At 72.0% G+C, this 15,618-nt stretch carries 16 protein-coding genes; 10 read left to right on the top strand and 6 right to left on the bottom strand.

Annotated features, from left to right (window positions below; translation table 11 throughout):
• Positions 1–41 precede the first annotated feature (41 nt).
• The 4 genes from C7S10_RS11120 to C7S10_RS11105 all read right to left on the bottom strand — a co-directional run bounded on the left by C7S10_RS11120 (position 42) and on the right by C7S10_RS11105 (position 3,519).
• Complete coding sequence (locus C7S10_RS11120) at positions 42–305, bottom strand: hypothetical protein (protein ID WP_133176493.1); 264 nt, start codon at positions 303–305, stop codon at positions 42–44.
• A gap of 53 nt (positions 306–358) precedes the next feature.
• A complete protein-coding gene (locus C7S10_RS11115; protein ID WP_133176492.1) occupies positions 359–2,128 on the bottom strand; it encodes a peptidoglycan-binding domain-containing protein in 1,770 nt (589 codons plus the stop codon).
• Between the two features lie 200 nt (positions 2,129–2,328).
• Positions 2,329–2,604, bottom strand: a complete 276-nt coding sequence (locus tag C7S10_RS11110; protein WP_108344508.1) for a hypothetical protein — start codon at positions 2,602–2,604, stop codon at positions 2,329–2,331.
• A gap of 69 nt (positions 2,605–2,673) precedes the next feature.
• Entirely contained in the window at positions 2,674–3,519 is an 846-nt protein-coding gene (locus tag C7S10_RS11105; RefSeq protein ID WP_108344507.1) for a hypothetical protein, read from the bottom strand.
• A gap of 90 nt (positions 3,520–3,609) precedes the next feature.
• Here C7S10_RS11105 and C7S10_RS11100 point away from each other — a divergent pair, with 90 nt between their 5' ends.
• The 4 genes from C7S10_RS11100 to C7S10_RS11085 are packed head-to-tail and all read left to right on the top strand — an operon-like array spanning position 3,610 to position 6,099.
• Entirely contained in the window at positions 3,610–3,927 is a 318-nt protein-coding gene (locus C7S10_RS11100) for an ArsR/SmtB family transcription factor (RefSeq protein WP_108344506.1), read from the top strand.
• Positions 3,924–4,442 (top strand): SRPBCC domain-containing protein, encoded by a 519-nt coding sequence (locus C7S10_RS11095; protein ID WP_108344505.1) that lies wholly within the window; start codon positions 3,924–3,926, stop codon positions 4,440–4,442. The genes C7S10_RS11100 and C7S10_RS11095 overlap by 4 nt, the downstream gene beginning before the upstream one ends.
• Positions 4,442–5,224: a VOC family protein gene (locus tag C7S10_RS11090; RefSeq protein ID WP_108344504.1), complete on the top strand. Its 783-nt coding sequence runs from the start codon at positions 4,442–4,444 to the stop codon at positions 5,222–5,224. Before C7S10_RS11095 ends, C7S10_RS11090 begins: the two co-directional genes overlap by 1 nt.
• 44 nt (positions 5,225–5,268) lie before the next feature.
• Positions 5,269–6,099 (top strand): carbon-nitrogen hydrolase family protein, encoded by an 831-nt coding sequence (locus C7S10_RS11085; RefSeq protein WP_108344679.1) that lies wholly within the window; start codon positions 5,269–5,271, stop codon positions 6,097–6,099.
• A 33-nt stretch (positions 6,100–6,132) separates the two neighbouring features.
• Here the strand turns inward: C7S10_RS11085 and C7S10_RS11080 are convergent, their stop codons facing one another.
• Complete coding sequence (locus C7S10_RS11080) at positions 6,133–6,915, bottom strand: alpha/beta hydrolase (RefSeq protein WP_108344503.1); 783 nt, start codon at positions 6,913–6,915, stop codon at positions 6,133–6,135.
• Positions 6,916–6,990: 75 nt separating this feature from the next.
• Here C7S10_RS11080 and C7S10_RS11075 point away from each other — a divergent pair, with 75 nt between their 5' ends.
• The 5 genes from C7S10_RS11075 (at position 6,991) to C7S10_RS22205 (ending at position 11,941) form a co-directional block, all read left to right on the top strand.
• Positions 6,991–8,145 carry an esterase/lipase family protein gene (locus tag C7S10_RS11075; RefSeq protein WP_108344502.1) on the top strand — a complete coding sequence of 385 codons (1,155 nt, stop codon included), beginning with the start codon at positions 6,991–6,993 and terminating at the stop codon, positions 8,143–8,145.
• 136 nt (positions 8,146–8,281) lie between these two features.
• Positions 8,282–8,887: an ATP-dependent Clp protease proteolytic subunit gene (locus tag C7S10_RS11070; protein ID WP_108344501.1), complete on the top strand. Its 606-nt coding sequence runs from the start codon at positions 8,282–8,284 to the stop codon at positions 8,885–8,887.
• A 3-nt stretch (positions 8,888–8,890) separates the two neighbouring features.
• Positions 8,891–9,502 carry an ATP-dependent Clp protease proteolytic subunit gene (locus tag C7S10_RS11065; RefSeq protein WP_108344500.1) on the top strand — a complete coding sequence of 204 codons (612 nt, stop codon included), beginning with the start codon at positions 8,891–8,893 and terminating at the stop codon, positions 9,500–9,502.
• Positions 9,503–9,633: 131 nt separating this feature from the next.
• On the top strand, positions 9,634–10,917 hold the full coding sequence (gene clpX / locus C7S10_RS11060; protein ID WP_108344499.1) for an ATP-dependent Clp protease ATP-binding subunit ClpX: 1,284 nt from the start codon (positions 9,634–9,636) through the stop codon (positions 10,915–10,917).
• A gap of 145 nt (positions 10,918–11,062) precedes the next feature.
• Positions 11,063–11,941, top strand: a complete 879-nt coding sequence (locus C7S10_RS22205; RefSeq protein ID WP_165807118.1) for a hypothetical protein — start codon at positions 11,063–11,065, stop codon at positions 11,939–11,941.
• A gap of 56 nt (positions 11,942–11,997) precedes the next feature.
• Here the strand turns inward: C7S10_RS22205 and valS are convergent, their stop codons facing one another.
• Positions 11,998–14,619 carry a valine--tRNA ligase gene (gene valS / locus C7S10_RS11050; RefSeq protein WP_108344498.1) on the bottom strand — a complete coding sequence of 874 codons (2,622 nt, stop codon included), beginning with the start codon at positions 14,617–14,619 and terminating at the stop codon, positions 11,998–12,000.
• Between the two features lie 76 nt (positions 14,620–14,695).
• On the opposite strand from valS, the gene C7S10_RS11045 reads away from it, so the two are divergent.
• The gene (locus C7S10_RS11045) at positions 14,696–15,598 is read left to right on the top strand and encodes a GNAT family N-acetyltransferase (RefSeq protein WP_108344497.1); all 903 of its coding nucleotides are present in this window, start codon (positions 14,696–14,698) and stop codon (positions 15,596–15,598) included.
• Positions 15,599–15,618 lie beyond the last annotated feature (20 nt).

The following is a 15,618-nucleotide window of genomic DNA, read 5'->3' as shown; positions in this document are numbered from 1 at the left end:
GGTGATCAGGCGGGTGATCAGGCGGGTGATCAGGTGGGCCGTCAGGCCGAGACCTGCTCCTGCTCCTGCGCCTGGTTGTTGATCAGCGTCGAGAACGTCTCGAGCGCCTGGGAGACCTGGCGGAGCATGTTCATGTACTCGTTGCTCCACACCTCGCGGGTGCGGTCGGCGTCCGGGCCGAGCCACTCGAAGCTCGTCATCACCTGGGTGTACTGCGTGCCGAACTGCTCGATCTCCTGGGCCCCGCGCGCGAAGGCCTGCGCCGCCGTGGTGCCGCCCTGGACGTCCATTCCCTTGATAGCCATCAGATTTCTCCTTGTGTGTGTGGTGGTGGGGTGGTGCGTGGAAAACGTGGGGGTCAGCGACCCTGCAGGGCCCGCTCGATGCGGGCCGCGCCCTCGCGGACGGTGATCTTGTTGTCGTTGTTGGTGTCGAGGCCGCTGTTCATGTCGTAGGCCCGGCCCGGACCGGCGATCTGGACGCGGTCGAGGTCGTTGCTCGCCGTGCCGCCGAGGACGGCGGAGTAGAGGCCGGCGATCGACCCGAGCTGCGGGCCGCGGCGGGGCTCGAAGTACTTCTCGACGTAGGCGAGCTGCTGGGTCGGCGTCATCGCCATCAGCTGGTCGCGGGTCGCGCCGACCTGGTCGCGGGCGACCGGGGTGAACTGGATCAGCCCGACGGCCGTCCCGCCCTTGGCCTTGGTCGGGGTGTCGGCGCCGAACTGGCCGCCCGTCTCGAAGCTCATCACCGCCATCAGGTGCTCCGGCCTGGCCCCGATCCGCTGCGCCACGCCCTCGACCTCGCGGAGGAACTGCGGGGTCACGTTGGCGTTGCCGCGCACGCCGGTGATCGAGCTGTAGTCGAAGCCGGACGGCGAGGTGTAGCCGCTGCCGTGCTGGATCGGCAGCGGGTGGTCCTTGCGGTAGGCGTCGTACGCCGCCTGGGTGTTGCGACCCCAGACCCCGTCGGAGCCCTTGGTGTCGTAGCCGGCCTCGGTGAGCTTCTGCTGGAGCTCGCTGACCCCGGTGCCGCGGCTGCCACGGCCGTTCTGGGTGCCGAGCTCGTCGATGCGCTTGTCGGTGGCCGAGCCGTTGCGTCCCGCCAGCGCCGCACCGCCGAGGCCGAGGGCGGCCGCGCCGCCGGCGACGCCGGCGACCGCGCCGTACGAACCGCTGCCGCTCTCGGTCGTCCCGGTGCTGCTCGGAGCGCCCAGGGAGGAGCTGCCGGTGCCGCTGTCGGGGGTGCCCCCACCGAGGCCGGCGAGGTTGCCGTTGGCGTACGACGACAGGCCGGCGCCGGAGGTGTCGTCCCCGGTGGACCCGGTGGACCCGAGCGGGCTGCCGATCGAGGACGAGCCCAGTGGGCTCGAGCCGCTGCCGCCACCGGAGGAGGCACCACCCGACGCGCCACCCGAGGCGCCGGCACCGCTGCCCGTCGCCCCGGTTGCGCCGTGGTCGAGGGAGCCGCCGCCGATCGTGGCCGCGCCGCCGTCCCAGGAGCCGGTCTGGCCGAGCGCTCCCTGCGTGGCGGAGCCGACGTGGTCACTGGTCGCCCACGAGCCGGTGCTGCCGGGCGTGCCGAGGGCGCTGCCGGTGCCGATCGTCGGCGCCCCGCCCTCGCGCAGCGGCGTCGCGGTCGCGGTGGGGGAGCCGGCGTCGACGGTGATCACGGCTCCCGGGGTCCCCCCGGCGGCCGGGAGGCTGCCGAGCGAGGAGAAGGAGGAACCGGTGTCCGAGGTGGCGCCCGGAGGTGTGGCGGCGGGGACGAGGCTGCCCTCCCACACCCCGATCGGCGTGCTCGGCATCGAGCCGCCCGGGGTGGAGTAGGACAGCGCCGTACCGCCGCCGGTGATCTGGCTGCCGCTGTCGCTGACGCCGTCCTGGTCGTCGGCGTTGGACATCAGCACCTGGGCCATCAGGCCGAGCGCCTGCGAGATCCGCTGGAGCCACGGGACGACCGTGGTCTCGAGGTACTCCGCGTAGGCGGCGCTGGCCCCACCGGTGAAGAACGAGGCGGCACGCAGCGCCATGATCAGCATCCGGAGGTAGGCGATGACCTGGTCGGTCTTCTCCTTGCCCTCCTGGCACTCCTGGCCGGCGTCGCGGAGTGCGTCGGTGTCTGCTCCCATGAAGGCCATCGCGGGTCCCCCTTCGGTTCGTGTCGGTCGTGGCGTGGTCGGTCTGCGACGGAAGTCAGCCATCCGGATGTGCTCCGCGTCGAGGGCGGCGGGGGTGGAACCTTCCGCCCGGATCGGGCTCGCCGACCCCTGGAGATGCGTCGAGGCCGCCGGATCTCCGGCGGCCTCGAATCGGGTAGTGCGGGGTGGGGTCAGGCGCTGGCCTGGTCCTGGCGGTCGGCGTGCACGACCAGCTGCTGCGCCTGGTCGGAGAGCGACTGGGCGGCGTTCTGGGCGTTGGCGACGAAGTCGGCCACGTCCTCGCCGAAGCGCGTGCCGTCCGCACCCGGCCAGATCTCGCTGATGCGCCCCGCGATGGCGCTGGCGCTGCCGATCACGTCGCCGATCCGGGCGGATCCCTCGTTCATGTCGCGGGCGACGCGGCGCCCCTCGTCGGTGTCCATCCCGAGCACCTGCTGGTTTCCCATGGTGTCCTCCGTGCCTGTCGTGTGGTGGGTACGTCCCTCGCGGACGCTAGGCAGGCAGGGCCGGTCGGGCTAGGGCGTGACGGGTGGAAGGTTCCGCTTCGCGGCGGCCCTCTCGACCGTGTCGAGGTCGTCCGCGGTCACCAGTCGGACCTCCGCGGTGCGTCGGCCGACGGCGAAGCGGACGTTCTGGGCGCGCCCGGCGCCGGCCCGGAACGGGTCGTCCTTGGCGCTGAAGGCGAGCGAGGAGATCGCGCGGATGGCGTCGTCGACCCGCTGGGCGCGCTCGAGGTTCCAGGCGTAGCCGTGCCAGCCGAGCACCCGCTCGTAGATCTCCCGGTTGGACGGGGGGCGCGGGTAGTCGTCGGTGCCGGTGAGCCACGGCTCGGCGAGCGCGAGGGCGACGTACCACTCCCGCGTCAGCGGGACGAGTCCCGGCGAGGGCGCGGTCGCCGTGGCGTCGAGGTCCTCGTCGACCTCCGGCCGGGCGCGCTCGGCCGGCGCGGGGGAGGAGGTCGCGACGTCGACGATGATCGAGAGGTCCTCGAAGGCGTCGCGCGCGGTCTGGCGTCCACGCATGACCACCAGCGCGTTCTCGCCCTCGTCGAGGAGCAGCGACATGCCCTCGACCAGGGTGACGCGGCGAGCGCCGCCCGGTGCGTCGAACAGGCTCGACACCTGGGTCTCGCCGGCGCCGTGCCAGCGCAGCCGGGCGATCTCCTCGCCGATCTCGAGCTCGCCGAGCAGCCGCGAGACGTGGGGCGCGCAGCGGGGGAGCGCGAGGGCGGTCACGCGCAGCGCGTCGTCGGGGTCGTCCTCGGGGACGGCGTGGTGCGGTGATCGCCCGAACAGCAGCGTCTCCCCGGTCCCCAGTGTTGCTGTCGGAAGGCCATGCCCCCGCAGTGTCACCCGCAGCATGCGCTGAGTAGACCACACGGGTGGGAGGGGGACCGGTCGATCCGATATGTACCCTTGCAGTTACGTACCCTAGTAGTTACTCTTCTGCTCATGGATGCGGTCCTGCAAGCCCTCGCCGACCCGAGCCGGCGCACCGTCCTGGAGATCCTCCGCGACCACCAGGCCAGCGCCGGGGAGCTCGCGGAGGCGCTGCCGATCGCTCGACCGGGCGTCTCCCGCCACCTCAGGGTGCTGCGCGAGGCGGGACTGGTCGAGGTCCGCAGCGAGGGACAACGACGCATCTACAGCCTGCGCGCGGACGCGCTCGTCGAGGTGGACGAGTGGCTCGAGGACTACCGCGCGCTGTGGCAGCACCGGCTGGACGCACTGCACACCGAGATCGCCAGGGGAAAGAAGGCACGACGATGACCACGACCACGACCGCGACCATGCGAGCGCTCGACGACGGACGAGGGGCGGTGCGGGTCGAGGACCTCTACGACACCGGCATCGACGACCTGTGGGAAGCCTGCACGTCTCCCGAACGGCTCGCCCGCTGGATCGCCGAGGTCTCCGGCGACCTCCGCGTGGGCGGGACGGTCGACGCCGTCTTCACCAGCACCTGGAGCGGCCCGTCGCGGATCGAGGTCTGCGACGCGCCCCACCACCTGCTGCTGGTGACCGAGCCCGGCACCGAGGACGAGGGCGAGATCGAGGCGTGGCTGACCGAGGAGGCTGGGGGCACCCGGCTCGTGGTCGAGGAGCGCGGGCTGCAGCCCGACAAGCTGCACTTCCACGGCGCCGGCTGGCACGCCCACCTCGAGGACCTGGGCCGCTCGCTCGCCGTCGACGGTCCGGTCCACGACGGCTGGTCCGACGCGGAGCCGGCCGCCGGCTGGCTCGCGCGCTGGCGCGAGCTGACCCCGGCCTACGAGGCGCGCTGATGGCGGACGACATCCGCTTCAGCGGGGTCACGGTGAACGCACCCGACGCCCTCGCGCTGGCCGGGTTCTACGCCGAGATCACGGGCGGGACGGCCCGCGGGACCGCGCACTGGGCCGTCGCCGACGCGCCGGGAGGGGAGATCGGCTTCCAGCAGGTCGCCGACTTCCGTGCGCCGACCTGGCCCGACGGCGACGTGCCGATGCAGATGCACCTCGACCTCCTCGTCGACGACCTCGAGGCCACTGAGGCGCGGGTGCTGGCGGCCGGCGCCACGCGCTTCGGTCCCCAGCCCAACGCCGAGCACTGCCTGGTGTTCGCCGACCCGGTCGGCCACCCGTTCTGCCTCTCGACCTGGGCGAGCGGCGTCGCCGCCACCCGGGTGTACGTCGACATGGTGGGCGACCTCTTCCACGCCGGGCACGTCGAGCTCCTGCGTGCGGCGCGAGCGCTGGGTGACCACCTGACCGTGGGTGTCCTGTCCGACGAGACCGTGGCGGCGTACAAGCGACGACCGGTGATGACCCTGGCCGAGCGGGCGGCGGTGATCGGGGCGTGCCGCCACGTCGACGAGGTCGTCGTCGACGCGCCCGACCGCCTCACGGTCGAGTTCCTGGACGAGCACGACTTCGCGCTCGTCGTGCACGGCGACGACCTCGATGCGGAGGACGTCCCCGACGTCTACGCCGCGGCAGCGGACACCGGGAGGTTGCGCCTGGTGCCGCGGGTCGGGGGACTCTCGACCACGGAGGTGATCGACCGGGTGCGCTCCCGGGCCTCCTGAGTCGCGTGCCGGAGGCGCCGGCCGCGGTGTGCGAGGGTTCGTCGATGCCGTCCGTGCGGGTCGCCGTCGCCCAGTCCTCGATCAGCCCCGACCCCCGGGTCAACGGCGCGACCATCCGTTCGGTCGTGCGCGCGGCGGCCGCGCAGGGGGCCCGGCTCGTCCAGCTCCCGGAGGGCGCACTCTCGGGGTACGCCAAGGCACAGGTCCGGTCGTGGGACGACGTCGACTGGGCGGTGGTCGACGACGAGCTCGACCGGGTCCGTGCGGCTGCCCGCGAGGCCGGAGTCTGGGTCGTGCTCGGGTCGGCGCACCGGCTGGGTGCGCCCCACCGCCCGCACAACAGCGTGTACGTCATCTCCGACCGGGGGGAGCTCGTCGACCGCTACGACAAGCGGATGTGCTCGCACACGGAGGTCAGCGACTTCTACACCCCGGGCTTCGAGTCCGTCGTGTTCGAGGTCGACGGCCTCAGGTTCGGCGTCGCGGTGTGCATCGAGGTGAACTTCCCCGAGCTGTTCGCGGACTACGAGCGCGCGGGCGTGGACTGCGTGCTGCTGTCCGCCTATCCCGTCGACTCGGTCTTCGCGACCAAGGCCCGCGCGCACGCCGCGATCAACTGCTACTGGGTCGGGCTGTCGGCCCCCGCGGAGACGAGGGAGCTGTTCGCCTCCGCCCTGATCGGTCCGGACGGACGCTGCCTGGCCGAGGTGTCATCCGGGAGCGACCTCGTCGTGGGTGACATCGACACCGACGACCCGGACTTCCACGTCGCGCTCGACCTCGCCCGTCCCTGGCGCGCCCGGGCCCGGGTCGGCGACATCTACGCAGAGAGGCGCGTGGACGACGTGCGGAGCCGGGAGCGCACCGTGCCGTAGGTCGACCTCATGCCCGCACCGGGCCCAGCCGAGTCAGGAACGCTCCGTGCGCGCCAGCCGGTCGGCGACGATCGTCCACACGTCCGGGTCGGTGCCCATGGCGAGGTGCGTCGAGGCGACCTCGACGTGCTCGACGTCCGGGGACGTGCGATCGATGCACGCCTGCCAGGCGACGATGCCGTCACGCCTGGAGAACACGGCGGTCAGCGGCACCCGGATCGGCGCCTCCACGTCGAGGCGCTCGGCGATGCGTCCGGCGGCGCCGTCGTCGCCGTACGCCCGGGCGACCGCGGTGAAGGCCGGTCCGCCGACGACCGGCGTGCCGTAGGTGATCACGCGGCGCACGGCCGACGGGTGCTGACGGGCGACCTCGCGTGCGATCACCCCGCCGAGGCTCCACCCCACCAGGGCGACGGGCGAGCCGGTGCCGTCGGCCAGCGCGAGGATGCGCTCGGACAGGCGCTCGACGTCGCGGCGCGGGTCGCCCAGGTTGGTGCCGAAGCCCCACCCGCGGGCGTCGTGGCCGAGGTGGCGGAGGTAGGCGCGCAACGGCGCCCCGGTGACCTCGGGCGCCCGCCAGCCCGGGACGTCCACCACGACGTGTCCGTCGCCGCGTGGCGCCGACCGGAGCCGGCGAGAGGCGCCCACGAGACGCACCGCGCCCAGGGCCGAGCCGAGCTCGCCCAGCGACGTCCACGCCGTCGGCGGACCGGTGGGTGGGGCCAGCGTCGTGACGTCCGGCCGCTCCCGCGCGCGGGAGCGGAGACCGGCGGCGGCGAGCGCCGCGGCCGGCGAGAGCGGGAGACGGGTCGCCATGGCGAGACCGTACTGTCCCGCTCCTCTCGGACCGCACAGTGCACGGGTGTTCACCGAACTGGCTAGGCTCGCGCCATGACCACGCGCACGGAGCCGACGCTCCTCGACGCCCTCTCCCTGCTCGCCCAGGTGGTGGACGAGGTCGTCGTCGACACGGCTCGCGACACCCACCTCGCCTGGGTCGACCGCGTGCACGGCCTGCTCGACGGACCCCTGGGGCCGACCGCGGTGGTCGCCGGACGCGGCCACCGGACGATCGCGCGCTCGGTGTACGCCGGGATCGGGCTCTCGGTCCGGGGAGCCGGTGTCGGGCTGGCGGCCGGCAGCGACCTCGGCCCGGCGCTGGGGTCCGGCCCGCGGAGCCGGTTCCTGACCTCGGCCGCCAACGGGCTCGTCGGCGACCGGCTCGAGCGCGAACGACCCCGCCTGGCGACCCGGATGGCCGCCCGGGTGGTCGGACGCGACGTGCCGCTGACCTCCGAGGGGCTCGCGGCGGCGTACCCCACCGCGACCGGACGGGTCGTGGTGCTCGTGCACGGGCTGTGCGAGGACGAGGTGTCCTGGCAGCGGGGCAGGGCACGCCGCGGGACGACGTACGCCGAGGAGCTGGCCGAGCGGGGGTGGACGCCGGTGCTGCTCCGGCTCAACACGGGCCTGCCGGTGCGCGCCAACGGCGCCGCCCTCGCGGCGCTCCTCGAACGGCTCGTCGCGCTCTGGCCCACCGAGGTCGACGAGGTGGCTCTGGTCGGCCACTCGATGGGCGGCCTCGTGATCCGGGCGGCCTCGGCCGTGCAGGGGGAGTGGACCTGGCGCGACCGCGTCGGCGTGGTCGTCACGCTCGGCACGCCGCACCTGGGCGCGCCGCTCGCCCGAGCGGTCAGGCACGGCAGCGGCCTGCTCGCCCGCGTCCCCGAGGTGGCTGGCTTCGGGCGGGTCCTCGACCAGCGCTCGGCGGGAGTCGACGACCTGATCGAGGGGCTCGACGAGGACGTCGCGGCGTTGCCGCACGCCCGCTACGCACTCGTCTCGGCGACCGTGACCACCTCGGCCCGGCACCCGGCGGGCGCGTTCCTCGGCGACCTTCTGGTGCGCCGCGACTCGGCGCTGGGGCGGGACCGGCGCGGTCGCGACCTGTTCCCGGGGGCCGAGGTGCTGCACCTGCGCGGCCACCACTTCGACCTCCTCAACGACGCCCGGGTCGGTGCCGCCCTGACGAGGTGGCTGGCCTGAGACCGGTGCCGGACGGGCCCGGCCGACGCGCTGTGCGCTGTGGGCGAACAGGGGTGGATTACGCGTGGAACTGTCCCTGCTTCGGGCTAGTGTCGCTCGCGTGAACCAGAACTCCAGCCCAGCACTCTCGCCCGAGATGAACGGTGGCATGGCGGCCTACGGCCTCGACGACCACATCTACCAGCGCTTGCTCCGCGAGCGGATCGTGTTCCTCGGCTCCGAGGTCCGCGACCAGAACGCCAACGCGATCTGCGCCCAGCTGCTGCTGCTCTCGGCCGAGGATCCCGATGCCGACATCTTCCTGCACATCAACAGCCCCGGTGGCTCCGTCGACGCCGGCATGGCGATCTACGACACCATGAACTACATCCCCAACGACGTGGCGACGGTCGGCATGGGCCTGGCCGCCTCGATGGGCCAGTTCCTGCTGTGCGCCGGCACCACGGGCAAGCGCTACGCCCTCCCGCACGCGCGGATCATGATGCACCAGCCCTCGGGCGGGATCGGCGGCTCGGCCTCCGACATCAAGATCCAGGCCCAGCAGAGCCTCCTGCTGAAGAAGCAGCTCGGCGAGCTCATCGCCCACCACACCGGCCGCACGATCGAGGAGATCGAGCGCGACTCCGACCGGGACCGGTGGTTCACCCCGTCCCAGGCGCTGGAGTACGGCCTGATCGACAAGGTCATCACCAACTCGCGTGAGGCCGCCGACGAGGGCCGCCCCGCCCACACGAAGGACTGAGCGATGAACTACTACATCCCGCAGTGGGAAGAGCGCACGTCCTACGGCGTCCGCCGCATCGACCCCTACACCAAGCTGTTCGAGGACCGCATCATCTTCCTCGGCACCCCGATCAGCGACGACATCGCCAACGCGGTGATGGCCCAGCTGCTGTCCCTGGAGTCCATGAACCCCGACCAGGACATCAGCATCTACATCAACAGCCCCGGCGGCTCGTTCACGGCCCTGACCGCGATCTACGACACGATGCGCTTCATCAAGCCGGACGTGCAGACCGTGTGCCTGGGCCAGGCCGCCTCCGCCGCCGCCGTCCTGCTCGCGGCCGGCGCGCCGGGCAAGCGTCTCGCGCTGCCCAACAGCCGGATCCTGATCCACCAGCCCTACACCGAGGGCACGGGCGGCCAGATCTCCGACCTCGAGATCCAGGCCAACGAGATCATCCGGATGCGCGAGCTGCTGGAGAAGATGCTCTCCGACCACAGCGGCAAGGACGTCGAGGAGGTCAGCCGCGACATCGAGCGCGACAAGATCCTCACCTCCGAGCAGGCGGTCGAGTACGGCCTGATCGACGCGGTCCTCGAGTCCCGCAAGGCCGCGCCCGCCCTCACGAGGTAGCTCGCGCATCATGGAGTCAACATGCCTCGTGTCCGGCCCCCGGCGGGGGTCGGCACGGGGTACCGTCAGGGAGTTTGCAAGGCAGCTCGTAAGGCCGGGGCCCCGACCCGGCAGGACCGGAGGATCAACCCGTGGCTCGAATCGGTGACGGCGGCGACCTGCTGAAGTGCAACTTCTGCGGCAAGAGCCAGAAGCAGGTCAAGAAGCTCATCGCAGGACCCAACGTCTACATCTGCGACGAGTGCATCGAGCTCTGCAACGAGATCATCGAGGAGGAGCTCGCCGACGGTGGTGAGGTCAGCCTCGACGAGCTGCCCAAGCCGCGCGAGATCTTCGAGTTCCTCAACTCCTACGTCATCGGCCAGGAGCACGCCAAGAAGGCGCTCGCCGTCGCGGTCTACAACCACTACAAGCGCGTCCAGGCCGGCCTCCAGCCCGTCGCGGGCAAGCACACCAAGGACGAGGTGGTCGAGGTCGCCAAGTCCAACATCCTGGTCATCGGCCCGACCGGGTGCGGCAAGACCTACCTCGCCCAGACGCTGGCGCGCATGCTCAACGTGCCGTTCGCCATCGCCGACGCCACCGCCCTCACCGAGGCCGGCTACGTCGGCGAGGACGTCGAGAACATCCTCCTCAAGCTCATCCAGGCCGCCGACTACGACGTCAAGAAGGCCGAGACGGGCATCATCTACATCGACGAGATCGACAAGGTGGCCCGCAAGGCGGAGAACCCCTCGATCACCCGTGACGTGTCGGGCGAGGGCGTGCAGCAGGCCCTGCTGAAGATGCTCGAGGGCACGACCGCCTCGGTGCCGCCGCAGGGTGGTCGCAAGCACCCGCACCAGGAGTTCATCCAGATCGACACGACCAACATCCTGTTCATCGTGGGCGGCGCCTTCGCCGGTCTCGAGAACATCGTCGAGCAGCGGGTCGGCAAGAAGACCCTCGGCTTCACCGCGGACGTCCGCGGCGAGGCCGAGCGCGAGGCCGACGACCTGATGGCGCAGGTGCGCCCCGAGGACCTCACCAAGTTCGGCCTGATCCCCGAGTTCATCGGCCGGCTCCCGCTCATCGCCAGCGTCAGCAAGCTCGACAACGAGGCGCTCGTGCAGATCCTCACCGAGCCCCGCAATGCGCTGGTCAAGCAGTACCAGAAGCTCTTCGACCTCGACGGCGTCGAGCTGGAGTTCACCGACGGGGCCATTGCGTCGATCGCCGACAAGGCGCTCGAGCGCGGCACCGGCGCCCGTGGCCTGCGCGCCATCATCGAGGAGGTGCTCCTCCACGTGATGTACGACGTCCCCTCCCGCGACGACGTCTCCAAGGTGATCGTGACGCGCGAGGTCGTCGAGGACGACGTGGCGCCGACCCTCGTGCCCCGCGAGTCGGAGTCGAAGAAGAAGAAGTCCGCCTGAGGCGTCGTGGCCTGCGACACGTCCCGCCACCCGATCGGGGGATGCGGGACGTAGTCCTTTCTAGCCATTTGTGACCCGATCGGACGATGTTGGCGACAAAGCGCGTCAGACTGGGTGGGACCGCACAGATGGAGAGGGGTCTCGGGTGAGCACAGAGCACAGGCGTCCGCTGGTGGCGTTCGTCCTGGTCTCGATCCTGTGCGCCGTCCTGCTGGGCCATGGGATCCGCAGCGACGCCATGCCCTGGTTTGGCAGCGGTGGGGCCGACGTCTCCGCCGGCGACGAGCCGACCGGCACCCTGACCGACCCCGGTCCCGGTGTCGCACCCACGACGACCGAGGCTCCGACCACCGATGCGAGCGGCCAGCCGGCCACCGAGGACCCCTCGACCGCGCCCGGCACGCCCACGACGTCGACCGGCCAGCCGACGCCGACCACCCCGGTGACCACCGTGCCCACCGCGGGGCAGACCACCGGCAGCGAGGGCGCGCAGCCCACGACCGACGAGCTCCGCGACAAGGCCCGTGCCGCCGCCAAGGCCGCCCAGAAGGCGGTCAAGGCCGCCGCCAAGGCCGCCCAGATCGCGGCGTCCGCGCCGCCCGAGGACGCGGCGGCGGCGCAGGAGGCGGCTGTGAAAGCCGCGAAGAACGCCGACAAGGCCGTCGCGGCGGCGAAGGCGGCGCAGAAGGCCGTCGACGAGGCCGTCAAGAACGAGCAGGACCCCGGCACGGTCGTCACGCAGACGCCGACCCCGACGCCGACCTCGTCGCCCACCCCGACGCCGGCGCCGACCCCCACGCCCACCCCGACGCCCACCCCGACCCCGACCCCGACGCCGACCGAGACGCCCACGACGGAGCCGACCGGCCTCCCGACCGTGCTGCCGACCGCGTCGCCCACGGGCTCCCCGGACGAGTCGCCCAACGGCACGGGCAACCCGACAGGCACGCCCACCAGCAGCCCGACCGTCAGCAGCGAGCCGGTCGGCGACACCGGTGACGCCGGCGACCCCGACCACGACTGACGCAGGCCGCCCACCGGTCTGCCGCCCGCGCGGGACGGCACCCGGTCAGCCTGAGGTCACTCCGCGGCGGGCACCTCGGCCAGCTCGGCCGCGACCGAGATCTCCTGCGCCGACTCGTCGGTGGTGAAGACCAGGTCGCCGGTGATCTTGCCCGCGCGCCGCAGGTCGTCGGCGGCGGACTCGACACCGGCCACGAGGGCCGCCGGACCGGTGATCTCCACGCGTGAGAGCTCGGCCTTCATCGACACCTTGGCCTTGGACTTGGCGCCGCGGACGCCGATCAGGGCGGCGGCGACGGCCGAGACGGCGGACGGGTCGGCCGCGGCGGCCGAGCCGAGGTCGGCGGACGTCGGCCAGGCGGCGTGGTGGATCGAGCCGTCCTGCCACCACGACCACACCTCCTCGGTCACGTAGGGCAGGAACGGCGCGAGCAGCCGGAGCTGGACGTGCAGCGCGATGGCCAGGGCGGCCTTGGCCGAATCCGTCGCCGAGCCGCCGTCCTCGTCGTACGCACGCTCCTTGACCAGCTCGAGGTAGTCGTCGCAGAACTCCCAGAAGAACTTCTCGGTGACCTCGAGCGCGGTGGTGTAGTCGTAGGCCTCGAACGCCTCGCTGGCGCGACGGACCACGACCTCGAGACGACCGAGCAGGGCGCAGTCGATCGGCGCGCTGACGGCGAAGTGGTCGAGGGAGGTGGCCCCGACGTTGCCCAGGACGAACTTCGAGGCGTTGAGGACCTTCATCGCCAGTCGGCGCCCGACCTTCATCTGCGACTCGTCGAAGGGGGAGTCGAGGCCGGGGCGACCCAGCGCGGCCCGCCAGCGGACCGCGTCGGCGCCGTACTTGTCGAGGATCTCGGTCGGGACGACCACGTTGCCCTTCGACTTCGACATCTTCTTGCGGTCGGGGTCGACGATGAAGCCGGAGATCATGGCGGTGTGCCACGGCGCGGTGTGCTGCTCGAAGTGCGCGCGCACCACCCGGCTGAACAGCCAGGTGCGGATGATGTCGTGGGCGTGGGTGCACAGGTCGTAGGGGAAGACCCGCTCGAAGAGGTCCTCGTCGGTCAGCCAGCCGCCGGCGATCTGCGGGCTGAGCGAGGACGTCGCCCAGGTGTCCATCACGTCGGGGTCGCCCATGAAGCCGCCGGGCTTGCCGCGCTGCTCCTCGTCGTAGCCCTCGGGCGCCTGCGTCGACGGGTCGATCGGCAGTGCGTCCTCGCGGGGCAGCAGCGGGTGGTCGTAGTCGGGGTCGCCGGCCTCGTCGAGGGGATACCAGACGGGGAACGGGATCCCGAAGAACCGCTGCCGCGAGATCAGCCAGTCGCCGTTGAGGCCACCGACCCAGTTGTCGTAGCGGTGCTTCATGTGAGCCGGGATCCAGGTGACCTCGCCGGCACGCTCGAGCATCTCGGCGCGGACCTCGGCCTCGCGACCGCCGTTGCGGATGTACCACTGACGGGTGGCGACGATCTCGAGCGGCTTGTCGCCCTTCTCGTAGAAGTTCGCCATCCGCTGGGTCGCCTTCGGCTCGCCGTCGAGGTCGCCCGACTCGCGCAGCGCGGCGACGACGGCCTCGCGGGCGCTGAAGGTCGTCTTGCCCTTGAGCTCCTCGTACGCCGCAACGCCGGCCTCGCTCGAGAGCCACTCGGGCGTCTCGCGCAGCATCCGGCCGTCGCGGCCGATCAGGGTGCGGACCGGCAGGTTGAGCTCGCGCCACCACATGACGTCGGTGAGGTCACCGAAGGTGCAGCACATCGCGATGCCGGCGCCCTTGTCGGGCTCGGCGGCCGGGTGGGCGAGGACCGGGACCTCGACCCCGAAGACCGGGCTGGTCACGGTGGTGCCGAAGAGCTCCTGGTAGCGCTCGTCGTCGGGGTGGGCGATCAGCGCCACGACGGACGGGATCAGCTCGGGACGGGTGGTCTCGATGTGGACCGGCGTGCCGTCGGGCCGGTGGAAGGCGACCCGGTGGTAGGCGCCGGGGTAGTCGCGCGCCTCCAGCTCGGCCTGCGCGACGGCCGTCTGGAAGGTGACGTCCCACAGGGTCGGCGCCTCCTGGAGGTAGGCCTCCCCGCGGGCGAAGTTGCGCAGGAACGCGGTCTGGCTGACCTTCTGCGACTTGGCGCCGATCGTCGTGTAGTTCTCGTCCCAGTCGACGCTGAGGCCGAGCGTGCGCCACAGCGACTCGAAGACCTTTTCGTCCTCCTCGACCAGCGCCTCGCACAGCTCGATGAAGTTCGGCCGGCTGATCGGGACCTGCTTCTTGGGGTCAGGCTTCTCCGGCGGCGTGAAGTCGGCGTCGTACGGCAGCGTCGGGTCGCACCGGACGCCGTAGTAGTTCTGCACGCGGCGCTCGGTCGGCAGGCCGTTGTCGTCCCAGCCCATCGGGTAGAAGACGTGCTTGCCGTTCATCCGCTGGTAGCGCGCGATCAGGTCGGTGTGGGTGTAGGAGAAGACGTGCCCGACGTGCAGGCTGCCGCTCACCGTGGGGGGCGGTGTGTCGATGGAGTAGACGTCGGCGCGCGCGGCCGACCGGTCGAAGCGGTAGGTGCCGTCGGCCTTCCAGCGCTCCGCCCACGTGGCCTCGAGTCCTTCGAGCACGGCCTTGTCGGGTACGACGACGGCGCGCGGTGCGGGCGTCGTCGTGGACTCGGGCTCGAGGGTCGTGTCAGTCATGCGGGCAGTCTAGGAGCGGCGCTCCGACCTGCGAAAACGAGTTCCACCTCCTGCGTCTCGCGCATAGCGTGCCGGCATGCAGCTCGAGTTCTTCGCCGACCCCACCGCGTTCCTCGACGCGGCCGGTGACCTGCTCGCCGCCGACCCGGTGCTGGGCACCGTGATCGCCGGGGTGAGTGAGCGCACGGCCCGCGAGGTCGCCGACGGCATCGACTCGTGGGCCGAGGTGGGCGCGCCGTTCGAGCGGTGGTGGGTCGTGGTCCGCGACGACGCGGGAGACGTGGTGAGTGCGGCCATGCGGACCGCGCCGTTCAAGCCCTACCCGACCTTCTGCCTGCCCATGGACGACGAGGTGGCCCGGGCGCTGGCCGTCGCGTTGCACCAGCGCGGCGAGCACCTCGGCGGGGCCAACGGCGCGCTGCCGGCCGTGCAGGTGCTGGCCGACGAGACCGCGCGGCTGGCGGGCGGTGAGGTGGAGGTCGACCACCACATCCGGCTCTGGGAGGCGCGCGAGGTCACGGTCCCGGCCGCGCCGCCCGGTCGCCTGCGGCAGGCCACGGAGGAGGACGCGGCGCTGGTGCTCGACTGGTTCACCCGCTTCCATGTCGAGGCCGACGAGCAGGCGGGTCGCGAGCCCGACCCGGACAGCGGCGAGCACAACACGCTCGAGAGCGTGCTGCTGCGGATCCGCGAGGGCTCGCAGTGGCTCTGGGAGCTGCCCTCCGGCGAGGTCGCGCACCTCACCGGTCGCAGCCTGCCGTCCTACGGCGTCGCCCGCGTCGGACCGGTGTTCACCCCGCGGGAGCACCGCGGTCGCGGCATCGCCTCCCACGTCGTGGGCGAGCTGACCCGCGGCGGGCTCGAGGACGGCAGCCGGATGTGCCTGTTCACCGACCAGGCCAACCCCACCTCCAACAAGATCTACGAGGCGCTCGGCTATGGGCCCGTCGTCGACATGGCCCACCTGCGGGTCGTCTGAGGCTCGGCCGGTGGTGCCCG

Source organism: Nocardioides currus (assembly GCF_003057875.1).
In the GTDB taxonomy this organism is placed as follows: Bacteria; Actinomycetota; Actinomycetes; order Propionibacteriales; family Nocardioidaceae; genus Nocardioides; species Nocardioides currus.
Note: the sequence above shows the minus strand (reverse complement) of the source record. Positions and strands in the feature narration are given on the sequence as shown.